The 13,771-nt window shown below is 57.8% G+C and carries 10 protein-coding genes; 9 read left to right on the top strand and 1 reads right to left on the bottom strand.

Annotation, left to right across the window (positions count from 1 at the left end; genetic code table 11):
• Nucleotides 1–98 precede the first annotated feature (98 nt).
• Together AC3IUA_RS20880 and AC3IUA_RS20875 are read left to right on the top strand one after the other, a co-directional pair.
• Entirely contained in the window at nucleotides 99–410 is a 312-nt protein-coding gene (locus AC3IUA_RS20880) for a DUF485 domain-containing protein (protein ID WP_489356804.1), read from the top strand.
• Nucleotides 407–2,065 (top strand): cation acetate symporter, encoded by a 1,659-nt coding sequence (locus tag AC3IUA_RS20875; protein ID WP_489356803.1) that lies wholly within the window; start codon nucleotides 407–409, stop codon nucleotides 2,063–2,065. The genes AC3IUA_RS20880 and AC3IUA_RS20875 overlap by 4 nt, the downstream gene beginning before the upstream one ends.
• Nucleotides 2,066–2,863: 798 nt before the next feature.
• On the opposite strand, the gene gltA is transcribed toward AC3IUA_RS20875, so the two are convergent.
• Nucleotides 2,864–4,153, bottom strand: coding sequence for a citrate synthase (gltA, locus tag AC3IUA_RS20870; protein ID WP_489356802.1), 1,290 nt, complete (start codon nucleotides 4,151–4,153; stop codon nucleotides 2,864–2,866).
• A 363-nt stretch (nucleotides 4,154–4,516) separates the two neighbouring features.
• Between gltA and sdhC the strand changes: the two genes are divergently transcribed.
• The 7 genes from sdhC to lpdA all read left to right on the top strand — a co-directional run bounded on the left by sdhC (nucleotide 4,517) and on the right by lpdA (nucleotide 13,646).
• A complete protein-coding gene (sdhC, locus tag AC3IUA_RS20865) occupies nucleotides 4,517–4,891 on the top strand; it encodes a succinate dehydrogenase, cytochrome b556 subunit (RefSeq protein WP_489356801.1) in 375 nt (124 codons plus the stop codon).
• Complete coding sequence (gene sdhD, locus AC3IUA_RS20860; RefSeq protein ID WP_146425831.1) at nucleotides 4,885–5,253, top strand: succinate dehydrogenase, hydrophobic membrane anchor protein; 369 nt, start codon at nucleotides 4,885–4,887, stop codon at nucleotides 5,251–5,253. Before sdhC ends, sdhD begins: the two co-directional genes overlap by 7 nt.
• 3 nt (nucleotides 5,254–5,256) lie before the next feature.
• Complete coding sequence (gene sdhA / locus AC3IUA_RS20855; protein ID WP_489356800.1) at nucleotides 5,257–7,032, top strand: succinate dehydrogenase flavoprotein subunit; 1,776 nt, start codon at nucleotides 5,257–5,259, stop codon at nucleotides 7,030–7,032.
• Nucleotides 7,033–7,043: 11 nt separating this feature from the next.
• Nucleotides 7,044–7,748: a succinate dehydrogenase iron-sulfur subunit gene (locus tag AC3IUA_RS20850; protein WP_489356799.1), complete on the top strand. Its 705-nt coding sequence runs from the start codon at nucleotides 7,044–7,046 to the stop codon at nucleotides 7,746–7,748.
• A gap of 259 nt (nucleotides 7,749–8,007) precedes the next feature.
• On the top strand, nucleotides 8,008–10,839 hold the full coding sequence (locus AC3IUA_RS20845; protein WP_489356798.1) for a 2-oxoglutarate dehydrogenase E1 component: 2,832 nt from the start codon (nucleotides 8,008–8,010) through the stop codon (nucleotides 10,837–10,839).
• A gap of 42 nt (nucleotides 10,840–10,881) precedes the next feature.
• Nucleotides 10,882–12,099: a 2-oxoglutarate dehydrogenase complex dihydrolipoyllysine-residue succinyltransferase gene (odhB, locus tag AC3IUA_RS20840; protein ID WP_489356797.1), complete on the top strand. Its 1,218-nt coding sequence runs from the start codon at nucleotides 10,882–10,884 to the stop codon at nucleotides 12,097–12,099.
• Between the two features lie 110 nt (nucleotides 12,100–12,209).
• A complete protein-coding gene (gene lpdA, locus AC3IUA_RS20835; RefSeq protein WP_489356796.1) occupies nucleotides 12,210–13,646 on the top strand; it encodes a dihydrolipoyl dehydrogenase in 1,437 nt (478 codons plus the stop codon).
• The last annotated feature ends 125 nt before the right edge of the window (nucleotides 13,647–13,771 follow it).

The raw sequence follows: 13,771 nt of genomic DNA, 5'->3' as shown, positions 1-13,771 counted from the left end.
GGCAGGTCGTTCTAATACTAAGGTCGTCTGGAACCGAATCTGTAGCCGCATAGAGTGGAATACGTTGCAATTCAATCTGTGCTGCGAGGACAAAAACAATGAACGACAGCATTTACCTCTCGATTCAAAACAGCCCGCGTTTCAAGGAGCTGGTCAGTAAAAGAGAGCGGTTCGCCTGGATTCTCTCGGCGATCATGCTTGGGCTTTACGCTGGCTTTATCCTTTTGATTGCTTATGGGCCCCATATACTGGGGGCGAAACTCAGCCCTGAGTCATCGATTACCTGGGGTATACCCATTGGTGTCGGGCTGATTCTTTCAGCCTTTGTCCTGACTGCGATTTACGTTCGACGCGCCAATGGCGAATTCGACGACCTGAACAATGCGATTCTCAAGGAGGCTCAGCAATGATCCGGCGTCTGATTGCGGCACTCGGTATAGCGGCTTTCGCCCCGGCAGTCTGGGCGGCAGAAGCCCTGACCGGCGAGGTGCAAAAACAACCACTCAACATGTCGGCGATCCTGATGTTCATCGCCTTCGTCGGCGCAACCCTGTGCATCACTTACTGGGCTTCCAAGCGTAACAATTCGGCGGCCGACTACTATGCGGCGGGCGGCAAGATCACCGGCTTCCAGAATGGTCTGGCGATTGCCGGTGACTACATGTCGGCGGCGTCCTTCCTGGGTATTTCCGCGCTGGTGTACACCTCCGGCTATGACGGTCTGATCTACTCGATCGGCTTCCTGGTGGGCTGGCCAGTCATTTTGTTCCTGATCGCCGAGCGCCTGCGTAACCTGGGTAAATACACCTTTGCCGACGTGGCGTCTTACCGCCTCGGGCAAACCCAGATCCGCACCCTGTCGGCCAGCGGTTCGCTGGTGGTGGTGGCGTTCTACCTGATCGCGCAAATGGTCGGTGCCGGCAAGCTGATCCAGCTGCTGTTCGGCCTGGACTACCATATTGCGGTAATCCTGGTCGGTATCCTGATGTGCATGTACGTGCTGTTCGGCGGCATGCTGGCGACCACCTGGGTGCAAATCATCAAGGCTGTGTTGCTGCTCTCGGGCGCTACCTTCATGGCTGTCATGGTGATGAAGTACGTGAACTTCGACTTCAATGCGTTGTTTGCCGAAGCGACCAAGGTTCACCCTAAAGGTGAAGCAATCATGAGCCCCGGCGGTCTGGTGAAGGATCCTGTCTCGGCATTCTCCCTCGGCCTGGCGCTGATGTTCGGTACTGCCGGTCTGCCGCACATTCTGATGCGCTTCTTCACTGTAAGTGACGCTAAAGAAGCTCGCAAAAGCGTGCTGTATGCCACTGGCTTCATCGGTTACTTCTACATCCTGACGTTCATCATCGGCTTTGGCGCGATCCTGCTGGTCAGCACCAACCCTGCCTTCAAGGATGCTGCCGGCGCTCTGCTGGGTGGCAACAACATGGCAGCTGTGCATCTGGCTGACGCAGTCGGCGGCAGTATCTTCCTGGGCTTCATCTCGGCGGTAGCGTTCGCGACCATTCTGGCTGTTGTGGCTGGTTTGACCCTGGCCGGCGCTACGGCGGTGTCTCACGACCTTTACGCCAGCGTGATCAAGAAGGGCAAGGCCAACGACAAGGACGAGATCCGTGTCTCGAAAATCACCACCGTCGCTCTGGGCGTGCTGGCGATCGGTCTGGGCATTGCGTTCGAAAGCCAGAACATCGCGTTCATGGTGGGCCTGGCGTTCTCCATCGCGGCGAGCTGTAACTTCCCGGTGCTGCTGCTTTCCATGTACTGGAAAAAGCTGACCACCCGTGGCGCGATGATCGGCGGCTGGTTGGGGCTGGTGAGCGCAGTTGGTTTGATGGTGCTTGGGCCAACCATTTGGGTGCAGATCCTGCATCACGAGAAGGCGATCTTCCCGTATGAGTACCCGGCGCTGTTCTCGATGGGTATTGCCTTTATCGGGATCTGGTTCTTCTCCATCACTGACAAGTCGGCGGCGGCTGACAAGGAACGGGCGTTGTTCTTCCCGCAATTCGTTCGCTCGCAGACTGGTCTGGGTGCGAGTGGGGCGGTGTCGCACTAAGGCTTCGGGTTTGCTTGTGTAAGCTGCGTTAAACAGAAATGCCCCGGTCGAGAGACTGGGGCATTTTTGTTTGGGAGGACACGACTCACCCGTGTGTGCGAGCCCGCTTGCGATGGGGCCTGACAGCCGGCCTGGCTTTCACTGGTGTACATATCCATTCCTGCGGTAACGGCCACTGATGGTTCCGCCCTTACGGCGTGTCACTTTGGAAAAGAGCCCCAAAGTAACCAAAGGGCTCTTGCCCCTTTCGTTCGGCCCTTCGCCTAGGCTCAGGGTGCCCTCGCTCCGGTCCTGCTCCGTGGGCCCGCCGCCATCGGCCATCCATGGCCGGGGGCGGCTAACCCGGCATCCATGCCGGGTTGCCCACTGCGCAGAACCTCCACTCGGCCTCTCGAGGGGGCGTGCACCGCAAAAGCAAAAGCGAGGCGGCCGACCGGCCGGCCTGGCCTTCAAGCGCACGTGTTCTCCCGTAGGAGCTGCCGAAGGCTGCGATCTTTTGATCTTGCTGTTGTTGTGGCTTTTGAACTTGATCTGCCTGCCCCTTTCCCAGAGGCCGAATGGCGGGGCAGAAGCGCTTTGGTTGCTTTCGACTGGGCCGGCACTCCGGCTTTTCGAAAGTGACCCGCTGTAAGAGCGGAACCGCCAGTCGCCGTTACCGAATAAACGGATTGTACACGATCAAAAAGTCCGGTCAGCCCTTTAAACCGCCGCGTATCTGGCATCAGGCACAAACAAAAACGGCCTCTATATATAGAGGCCGTTTCCGCTGCAGCTTAAGACGTTATCGCAAGACAGGTCTTATTTGCGGTCTTCCAGGTTGATGATGTCGCGCGACTCGTAGCCGGTGTACAACTGGCGCGGACGGCCGATTTTGTACGGGCTGGAGAGCATTTCTTTCCAGTGGGAGATCCAGCCGACGGTCCGCGCCAGGGCGAAGATTACGGTGAACATGCTGGTTGGAATGCCGATCGCCTTGAGGATGATCCCCGAGTAGAAGTCGACGTTCGGGTACAGCGAGCGCTCGATGAAGTATGGGTCGGTCAGTGCGATTTCTTCCAGGCGCATGGCCAGGTCGAGTTGCGGATCGCTGGTGATGCCCAACTCTTTGAGTACTTCGTCGCAGGTCTGCTTCATCACGGTGGCGCGTGGGTCGCGGTTTTTGTAGACCCGGTGACCGAAGCCCATCAACTTGAACGGATCGTTCTTGTCCTTGGCCTTGGCGATGTACTTGTCGATGTTCGCCACATCGCCAATTTCGTCGAGCATGCTCAACACGGCTTCGTTGGCGCCGCCGTGAGCCGGGCCCCAGAGTGCAGCGATACCGGCAGCGATACAGGCGAACGGGTTGGCACCCGAGGAGCCTGCCAGGCGTACGGTGGAGGTCGATGCGTTCTGCTCGTGGTCGGCATGGAGGATAAAGATCTTGTCCATGGCGTTGGCGAGTACCGGGCTGATCGGTTTGATCTCGCACGGGGTGTTGAACATCATGTGCAGGAAGTTTTCCGCGTACGTCAGGTCGTTGCGCGGGTACATCATGGGCTGGCCCATGGAGTACTTGTAAACCATCGCGGCCAGGGTAGGCATCTTGGCAACCAGGCGGATCGCGGAGATTTCGCGATGCTGCGGGTTTTTGATGTCCAGGGAGTCGTGGTAGAAGGCCGAGAGGGCGCCGACTACACCGCACATGACGGCCATCGGGTGGGCGTCGCGACGGAAGCCGTTGAAGAAGGTCTTCAACTGCTCGTGAACCATGGTGTGGTTCTTCACGGTCGTGACGAACTGCGCCTTTTGCTCTGCGGTCGGCAGTTCGCCGTTGAGCAGCAGATAGCAGGTTTCCAGGTAGTCCGACTTCTCGGCCAGCTGTTCGATCGGGTAACCGCGGTGCAGCAGGATGCCGTTGTCGCCGTCGATATAGGTGATCTTCGACTCGCACGAGGCGGTCGACATGAAACCAGGGTCAAAGGTGAAACGGCCCGTGGCCGTCAGGCCCCGAACGTCGATAACATCGGGACCAACGGTGCCGGTTAAAATGGGCAGCTCGACGGGGGCTGCGCCCTCGATGATCAACTGCGCTTTTTTGTCAGCCATGTGGCCTCCTATTTATGCTTGAAATCATCAGACAGACCCCCCACGCAGGGCCCGCACCACTATAGTGAGATAAATTTGAATGTCAATTTGCCTAAAGTCTTGCCCCAGAAGGCTTTAACCAGACTTTTTCCTCGAAATTCCCTGCCATTTACGCCTTTTATTCAACTAACGCAATGAGCTATTAGGGGAAGGTGATTGCGTTGTCATTAGTGTCCTAACTGTCTATACTCGGCCTCCGACCGCCGGGGGCTTTTGGGCCTGATTTGATGGGGGTCGCACTCCCTGGGTGGTGGTACCTGACCAGTGCACTCCCCAACAACTTTGCCCTGATTGTTAGGGGCTCTTCAGTGTGAAAAAAAAGCCGTGAATAGCCAACGACCTGTAAACCTAGACCTAAGGACCATCAAACTCCCCATCACCGGCGTTACGTCATTTCTTCACCGTGTTTCCGGCATCATCCTCTTCCTGGGCCTTGGCATCATGCTTTATGCATTGGGCAAATCCCTGGGTTCGGAGGAAGGTTTCGTCGAGGTGAAAGAATGCTTGACCAGTCCGCTGGCCAAGTTCGTGGCATGGGGCCTGCTATCCGCCTTGCTGTATCACCTGGTGGCCGGTGTACGCCATTTGTTGATGGACATGGGCATCGGCGAAACGCTGGAAGGCGGCACGCTGGGCTCGAAACTTGTTATCGCCATTTCCGTGGTGATGATCGTTCTGGCGGGAGTTTGGATATGGTAACCAGCGTTACGAACCTGTCGCGTTCGGGCCTCTATGACTGGATGGCACAGCGTGTGTCTGCGGTCGTTCTCGCGGCTTATTTCATCTTCCTGATCGGATACCTCGTTGCGAACCCCGGCATGGGCTACGCCCAATGGCACGAACTGTTCGCAAGCAACTGGATGCGTATCTTCAGCCTGCTGGCCCTGGTTGCCCTTGGCGCTCACGCCTGGGTCGGCATGTGGACCATCGCGACCGACTACCTGACGCCAATGGCGCTGGGCAAGTCCGCGACTGCAGTACGTTTCCTCTTCCAGGCAGTATGCGGCGTCGCGATGTTCGCTTACTTCGTCTGGGGTGTGCAGATTCTTTGGGGTATCTGATTCATGGCTAACACAGTTAATACGCTTTCGTTCGACGCCATTATCATTGGTGGCGGCGGTGCCGGCATGCGCGCTGCGCTGCAACTGGCCCAGGGTGGTCACAAGACTGCCGTGGTCACCAAGGTGTTCCCGACCCGTTCCCACACCGTTTCGGCCCAGGGTGGCATCACTTGCGCCATCGCCTCCGCCGATCCAAACGATGACTGGCGCTGGCACATGTACGATACCGTCAAGGGTTCCGACTACATCGGTGACCAGGACGCTATCGAATACATGTGCTCCGTAGGCCCGGAAGCGGTCTTCGAGCTGGAACACATGGGTCTGCCGTTCTCCCGTACCGAGCAGGGTCGCATCTACCAGCGTCCGTTCGGCGGTCAGTCCAAGGACTTTGGTAAAGGTGGCCAGGCCGCCCGTACCTGCGCTGCAGCCGACCGTACCGGTCACGCGCTGTTGCACACTCTGTATCAGGCCAACCTCAAGGCTGGCACCGTATTTCTCAATGAATACTACGGCGTCGACCTGGTGAAGAACGAAGATGGTGCCTTTGTCGGCATGATCGTGATCTGCATCGAAACCGGTGAAACCTCCTACATCCGCGCCAACGCTACTGTATTGGCGACCGGCGGTGCAGGCCGTATCTACTCGTCCACCACCAATGCCCTGATCAACACCGGTGACGGCGTCGGCATGGCTCTGCGTGCTGGCGTGCCGGTACAAGACATCGAAATGTGGCAGTTCCACCCGACCGGCATCGCCGGCGCCGGTGTACTGGTTACCGAAGGCTGCCGCGGTGAAGGCGGTTACCTGATCAACAAGCACGGCGAGCGTTTCATGGAGCGTTATGCTCCGAACGCCAAAGACCTTGCTGGTCGTGACGTGGTAGCCCGCTCCATGGTTAAAGAGATCATTGCCGGTAACGGCTGTGGTCCGGATGGCGACCACGTTCTGCTGAAACTCGATCACCTCGGTGAAGAAGTGCTGCACAGCCGTCTGCCAGGCATCTGCGAACTGTCGAAGACTTTCGCCCACGTTGACCCGGTTATTGCTCCGGTTCCAGTGGTTCCAACCTGCCACTATATGATGGGCGGCGTTGCCACCAACATTCATGGTCAGGCGATCACTCAGGACGCCGATGGCAACGATACCATTATCCCTGGCCTGTTCGCGGTCGGTGAAGTGGCGTGTGTATCGGTTCACGGTGCCAACCGTCTGGGTGGCAACTCGCTGCTCGACCTGGTGGTATTCGGTCGTGCTGCCGGTCTGTTCCTGGAACAGACCCTGAAAGAAGGCGTTGATTACACTCGCGCTCGCCAGTCCGACATCGACGCTGCCCTGGCACGTCTCGCTGGCCTGAACTCGCGTAACGACGGCGAAGACGTCGCGACCCTGCGTAAAGAGCTGCAAAGCTGCATGCAGAACTACTTCGGTGTATTCCGTACCGGCGAATACATGCAGAAGGGTATCGCTCAGCTGGCTGATCTGCGTGTCCGTATCGCCAACGTCAAGATCAACGATAAGAGCCAGGCGTTCAACACCGCTCGCATCGAAGCCCTGGAACTGCAAAACCTGCTGGAAGTGGCCGAAGCTACGGCGATTGCCGCAGAAACCCGTAAAGAGTCTCGCGGTGCTCACGCCCGTGAAGACTTCGAAGATCGTGACGACGTCAACTGGCTGTGCCACACCCTGTACTTCCCAGGTGAGAAACGCGTTGCCAAGCGTGCCGTGAACTTCTCTCCAAAAACAGTCCCGACCTTTGAACCAATGATTCGGACTTATTAAGGGTGGCCGACATGTTGAAAGTCAGTGTTTATCGCTACAACCCTGATCAGGACGCTGCGCCGTTCATGCAGGAATTCCAGGTCAATACCTACGGTAAAGACCTGATGGTGCTGGATGTGCTGGCCCTGATCAAAGAGCAGGACGAAGGTTTCTCCTATCGTCGCTCTTGCCGTGAAGGCGTCTGCGGCTCCGACGGCATGAACATCAACGGCAAAAACGCCCTGGCGTGCGTCACGCCGCTGTCGGCTGTCGTGAAAGGTAACAAGCTGATCGTTCGTCCTCTGCCAGGTTTGCCGGTTATCCGTGACTTGGTCGTCGATATGAGCATCTTCTACAAGCAGTACGAAAAAGTTAAGCCATACCTGCAGAACGACACGCCGGCTCCGGCCATCGAACGTCTGCAGACTCCACAAGAGCGTGAAAAGCTTGATGGTCTGTACGAGTGCATCCTGTGCGCTTGCTGCTCGACTTCTTGCCCATCCTTCTGGTGGAACCCGGACAAGTTCCTGGGTCCAGCTGCATTGCTGCAAGCGTATCGCTTCCTGGCAGACAGCCGTGACACCAAGACGTCCGAGCGTCTGGCTTCGCTGGATGACCCGTTCAGCGTATTCCGCTGCCGCGGGATCATGAACTGCGTCAACGTTTGTCCGAAGGGCCTGAACCCGACCAAGGCCATCGGTCACATACGTAACATGCTGCTGCAAAGCGGCGTGTGATTCTGCTCCACCCGTAGCACCGCTGTACCCGTAGACGCTGCGGCGCAGGCTTCAACCGGCGCCGTAGCTTTAACCTGAGCAGCAGCTCAAAAAGCTGCGGCTCTTATTTTGAAGAAATGAGACAAGCAGGGGCATCCGGGCTGGTACCCGGACTATCAGCGTGATCCTAAGTGGCTTGTTTTGGTCGCTGCATTCGGACTTCTGCAAGTTTGCTCGGTGTCTTCGCCGGTGGTGTTCCCCTAACCGAGGGTGACCAAGCATGCAAGAAAGCGTGATGCAGCGCATGTGGAACAGCGCCTACCTATCCGGTAGTAACGCTGCCTATGTGGAAGAGCTCTACGAGCTCTACCTGCACGACCCTAACGCTGTGCCAGAAGAGTGGCGCACCTACTTTCAGAAGCTGCCGACTGACGGCAACTCTGCCATCGATGTTTCGCACTCGACAATTCGCGATCATTTCGTCTTGCTGGCAAAGAACCAGCGCCGCGCCCAACCGGTTTCCGCCGGCAGCGTGAGCAGTGAGCACGAGAAGAAGCAAGTTGAAGTGCTGCGATTGATCCAGGCCTACCGTATGCGTGGCCACCAGGCAGCCCAGCTTGACCCGCTGGGGCTGTGGAAGCGTCCTGCACCTGCAGACCTTTCGATCAATCATTACGGCTTGACCAATGCCGATCTTGATACGACCTTCCGTGCCGGCGACCTGTTCATCGGCAAAGAGGAAGCGAGCCTACGCGAAATTCACGAAGCGTTGCAGCAGACATATTGCCGCACCATCGGTTCTGAATTTACCCACATCGTCGATTCCGAGCAGCGCCAGTGGTTCCAGCAGCGTCTGGAAAGCGTGCGTGGCCGTCCGACTTACTCCGCGGACATCAAGAGCCACTTGCTCGAGCGTGTGACTGCCGCCGAAGGCCTGGAAAAATACCTGGGCACCAAATACCCGGGCACCAAGCGTTTCGGTCTGGAAGGTGGTGAAAGCCTGATCCCGTTGCTGGATGAGTTGATTCAGCGTTCGGGCTCCTACGGTACCAAGGAAATCGTTATTGGCATGGCCCACCGTGGTCGTCTGAACGTATTGGTCAACACCTTCGGCAAGAATCCGCGCGATCTGTTCGACGAATTCGAAGGCAAGAAAAAGGTCGAGCTGGGTTCCGGTGACGTCAAATACCACCAGGGCTTCTCGTCCAACGTCATGACTGCCGGCGGTGAAGTTCACCTGGCCATGGCCTTCAACCCTTCCCACCTGGAAATCGTTTCGCCAGTGGTCGAGGGTTCGGTGCGTGCCCGTCAGGATCGTCGTAACGACCCTACCGGTGAAAAGGTTCTGCCGATCTCCATCCACGGTGACGCTGCTTTCGCAGGGCAGGGCGTGGTCATGGAAACCTTCCAGATGTCGCAAACCCGTGGCTTCAAGACGGGCGGCACGATCCATCTGGTGATCAACAACCAGGTTGGCTTCACCATCAGCAACCCGGAAGACTCGCGTTCCACCGAGTACTGCACCGACGTCGCGAAAATGATCCAGGCGCCGATCCTCCATGTGAATGGTGATGATCCGGAAGCCGTATTGTTCGTGACCCAGTTGGCTATCGATTACCGCATGCAGTACAAGCGCGACATCGTGATCGATCTGGTCTGCTACCGTCGTCGCGGCCACAACGAGGCCGACGAACCTAGCGGTACCCAGCCGCTGATGTATCAGCAGATCGCCAAGCAGCGCACTACCCGCGAGTTGTACGCCGAGCGCCTGATCCAGTCCGGTGCGTGTGATGCCGAGCGTGTTCAGGCCAAGATCGACGAATACCGCAACGCGCTGGACAATGGTCTGCATGTTGTAAAAAGCCTGGTCAAAGAGCCGAACAAAGAGTTGTTCGTGGACTGGCGTCCGTATCTGGGCCACGCCTGGACCGCGCGTCACGACACTCGTTTCGATCTGAAGACCCTGCAGGAACTGTCCGCCAAGCTGCTGGAAATCCCGGAAGGCTTCGTGGTTCAGCGCCAGGTCTCGAAAATCTACGAAGATCGTCAGAAGATGCAAGCCGGCGGCCTGCCGATCAACTGGGGTTACGCTGAAACCATGGCGTACGCGACCCTGGCGTTCGAAGGTCACCCGATTCGCATGACCGGTCAGGACATCGGGCGCGGTACGTTCTCGCACCGTCACGCGGTCTTGCACAATCAGAAAGACGCTGGCAGCTACATTCCGCTTCAGAACTTGTACAAAGGTCAGCCACGTTTCGACCTGTACGACTCGCTGCTGTCTGAAGAAGCGGTTCTGGCGTTCGAATACGGTTATTCGACCACCGAGCCAAACGCCCTGGTTATCTGGGAAGCCCAGTTCGGCGACTTCGCCAACGGTGCCCAGGTGGTTATCGATCAGTTCATCACCAGTGGCGAGCACAAGTGGGGCCGTCTTTGCGGTCTGACCATGCTGCTGCCGCACGGTTATGAAGGTCAGGGTCCGGAGCACTCCTCGGCTCGTCTGGAGCGTTACCTGCAGCTGTGCGCCGAGCACAACATTCAGGTCTGCATGCCGACTACGCCGGCTCAGATCTACCACTTGCTGCGTCGTCAGGTGATTCGCCCGCTGCGCAAACCACTGGTAGTCCTGACTCCGAAGTCGCTGCTGCGTCACAAACTGGCCATCTCGACCCTGGAAGATCTGGCCGAAGGTTCGTTCCAGACCGTTATCCCGGAAATCGATGCCCAGGACCCGAAAAAGGTCGAACGCATTGTTCTGTGTAGCGGCAAGGTCTACTACGACCTGTTGGAAAAACGCCGTGCCGAAGGTCGTGAAGACATCGCCGTCGTGCGTATCGAGCAGCTGTACCCATTCCCTGAGGACGACTTGACTGAAGTCCTGGCTCCGTACACCAACCTGAAACACATCGTTTGGTGTCAGGAAGAGCCGATGAACCAGGGTGCGTGGTACTGCAGCCAGCACCACATGCGTCGCATCATCAGCAATCACAACAAGTCCCTGTTTCTCGAGTACGCGGGTCGTGAGGCTTCTGCTGCACCTGCTTGTGGTTATGCATCGATGCACGCTGAGCAGCAGGAACAACTGCTGCTAGACGCCTTTACCGTTTAACGCCTTCGCGCACTTGAAACCGAATTTAAGGAACTACAGATAATGGCTATCGAGATCAAAGCCCCCACTTTCCCGGAATCGGTTGCCGATGGCACCGTTGCCACCTGGCACAAACAACCGGGCGACGCCGTCAAGCGTGATGACCTGATCGTCGACATCGAAACCGACAAAGTCGTACTGGAAGTTCTGGCCACTGCTGACGGCGTGCTGGGCGCGATCGTCAAGAACGAAGGCGACACCGTTCTGTCCGACGAAGTTCTGGGCTCCATCCAGGCCGGCGGCGTTGCTGCCGCTCCGGCTGCCGCTGCTCCAGCCGCTGCCCAGGCTGCTGCCCCCGCTGCTGTTGGCGAAGACGATCCTGTTGCTGCACCGGCTGCTCGCAAGCTGGCTGAAGAAAACGCCATCAACATCGCTTCCGTTGCCGGCACTGGCAAAGGCGGTCGTGTAACCAAGGAAGACGTAGTCGTTGCCATTGCTGCCAAGAAAGCCGCTCCGGCTGCCGCGCCTGCCAAGGCTGCTGCACCTGCCGCTGCCGCGCCGGTGTTCGCTGCCGGTGAGCGCGTTGAAAAACGCGTTCCAATGACCCGTCTGCGCGCCAAGGTTGCCGAGCGTCTGGTTGAAGCTCAGTCGAACATGGCGATGCTGACCACCTTCAACGAAGTCGACATGACCGAAGTCATGGCCCTGCGTTCGAAGTACAAGGACCTGTTCGAGAAGTCCCACAACGGCGTGCGCCTGGGCTTCATGTCGTTCTTCGTGAAAGCTGCCACCGAAGCGCTGAAACGCTTCCCGGCGGTCAACGCCTCGATCGACGGTGCCGACATCGTTTACCACGGCTACGCCGACGTCGGTGTAGCGGTGTCCAGCGACCGCGGTCTGGTGGTACCGGTTCTGCGTAACGCCGAACTGATGAGCCTGGCTGAAATCGAAGGCGGCATCGCCACCTTCGGCAAGAAGGCTCGTGACGGCAAACTGTCCATGGACGAAATGACCGGTGGTACCTTCACTATCACCAACGGCGGTACTTTCGGCTCCATGATGTCGACCCCGATCGTCAACCCGCCGCAAGCGGCTATCCTGGGCATGCACAACATTCTGCAGCGCCCTATGGCGATCAACGGTCAGGTTGTCATCCGTCCGATGATGTACCTGGCTCTGTCCTACGATCACCGTCTGATCGATGGCAAAGAAGCTGTGACCTTCCTGGTTACCATCAAGAACCTGCTGGAAGACCCGGCTCGTTTGCTGCTGGATATCTGATTTCGTTGCACGGGCCCTCCAGTGATGGATGGCCCTCCTGTAATGACCAGCTTCGTCCCACGACGGTCCCCAAAAGTGGCCGTCCGGTTTGATTCGAAAAGGAATGACACATGACTCAGAAATTCGACCTGGTAGTGATTGGCGCGGGCCCTGGCGGTTACGTGGCTGCCATTAAAGCAGCGCAGCTTGGTCTTACGACGGCCTGCATCGAGAAATACACCGACAAGGAAGGCAAGCTGGCCCTCGGCGGTACTTGCCTGAACGTCGGCTGCATTCCATCCAAGGCGCTGCTCGACAGTTCCTGGAAGTTCCATGAAGCACAAGACGGCTTCGCGATCCACGGTATCAATCACGCTGGCGTGACCATGGACGTAGCTGCAATGGTCGGTCGCAAGGCCAACATCGTCAAAGGCCTGACCTCCGGTGTTGCAACCCTGTTCAAGGCTAACGGTGTGACTTCCCTGCAAGGCCACGGCAAACTGCTGGCCGGCAAGAAAGTCGAACTGACCAAGCCTGACGGCACTGTCGAAGTGATCGAAGCCGAGAACGTGATTCTCGCCTCCGGCTCGCGTCCGATCGATATTCCACCGGCTCCGGTTGACCAGAACGTCATCGTCGATTCGACCGGTGCTCTGGAATTCCAATCGGTTCCAAAACGTCTGGGCGTGATCGGCGCTGGCGTGATCGGTCTGGAACTGGGTTCGGTATGGTCCCGTCTGGGCGCTGAAGTGACTGTCCTGGAAGCGCTGGACACGTTCCTGATGGCTGCCGACACCGCCGTGTCCAAAGAAGCCTACAAAACCCTGACCAAACAAGGTCTGGACATCAAGCTGGGCGCTCGCGTGACCGGTTCGAAAGTCACTGGCGAAGAAGTCGTGGTGAACTACACCGACGCCAACGGCGAACAAACCATCACCTTCGACAAGCTGATCGTAGCCGTTGGTCGCCGTCCGGTGACCACCGATCTGCTGGCTGCCGATAGCGGCGTGACCATCGACGAGCGTGGTTTTGTCTTCGTCAACGATCAGTGCGAGACCAGCGTGCCGGGCGTTTTCGCCATCGGTGACGTGGTTCGCGGCATGATGCTGGCGCACAAGGCCTCGGAAGAGGGCATCATGGTTGTCGAGCGCATCAAGGGCCACAAAGCCCAGATGAACTATGACCTGATCCCTTCGGTTATTTATACTCACCCGGAAATCGCGTGGGTCGGGAAAACCGAGCAGACCTTGAAAGCTGAAGGCGTTGAAGTTAACGTCGGCACCTTCCCGTTCGCAGCCAGTGGCCGTGCCATGGCAGCCAACGATACCGGCGGTTTCGTAAAAGTTATCGCTGATGCCAAGACTGACCGCGTATTGGGCGTCCACGTGATTGGCCCGAGCGCTGCCGAGCTTGTGCAGCAAGGCGCAATCGGCATGGAATTCGGCACCAGTGCCGAAGACCTGGGCATGATGGTCTTCTCCCATCCGACCCTGTCCGAAGCCTTGCACGAAGCAGCTTTGGCAGTGAATGGCGGCGCCATTCACATCGCCAACCGCAAGAAGCGTTAAGACAATAAGAAACCACGGCGGTTGGCCCGTCGTGAGCCTTGCGAGCAAGACTCACCGCGGAATATCCGCTGGACGCAGTCTTGCGTAGTTTCACCGGGTAACCGGACGACTGCGCAAGCAGCAGT

Source organism: Pseudomonas sp. KH_050, assembly GCF_057838875.1.
This window is presented reverse-complemented; position numbering and strand designations above follow the sequence as displayed.

Bases quoted from the DNA above. Each gene is read 5' to 3' on its own strand.
- AC3IUA_RS20880 (WP_489356804.1), top strand. From the start codon at position 99: ATGAACGACAGCATTTACCTCTCGATTCAAAACAGCCCGCGTTTCAAG.
- AC3IUA_RS20875 (WP_489356803.1), top strand. From the start codon at position 407: ATGATCCGGCGTCTGATTGCGGCACTCGGTATAGCGGCTTTCGCCCCG.
- gltA (WP_489356802.1), bottom strand. From the start codon at position 4,153: ATGGCTGACAAAAAAGCGCAGTTGATCATCGAGGGCGCAGCCCCCGTC.
- sdhD (WP_146425831.1), top strand. From the start codon at position 4,885: ATGGTAACCAGCGTTACGAACCTGTCGCGTTCGGGCCTCTATGACTGG.
- sdhA (WP_489356800.1), top strand. From the start codon at position 5,257: ATGGCTAACACAGTTAATACGCTTTCGTTCGACGCCATTATCATTGGT.
- AC3IUA_RS20850 (WP_489356799.1), top strand. From the start codon at position 7,044: ATGTTGAAAGTCAGTGTTTATCGCTACAACCCTGATCAGGACGCTGCG.
- AC3IUA_RS20845 (WP_489356798.1), top strand. From the start codon at position 8,008: ATGCAAGAAAGCGTGATGCAGCGCATGTGGAACAGCGCCTACCTATCC.
- odhB (WP_489356797.1), top strand. From the start codon at position 10,882: ATGGCTATCGAGATCAAAGCCCCCACTTTCCCGGAATCGGTTGCCGAT.
- lpdA (WP_489356796.1), top strand. From the start codon at position 12,210: ATGACTCAGAAATTCGACCTGGTAGTGATTGGCGCGGGCCCTGGCGGT.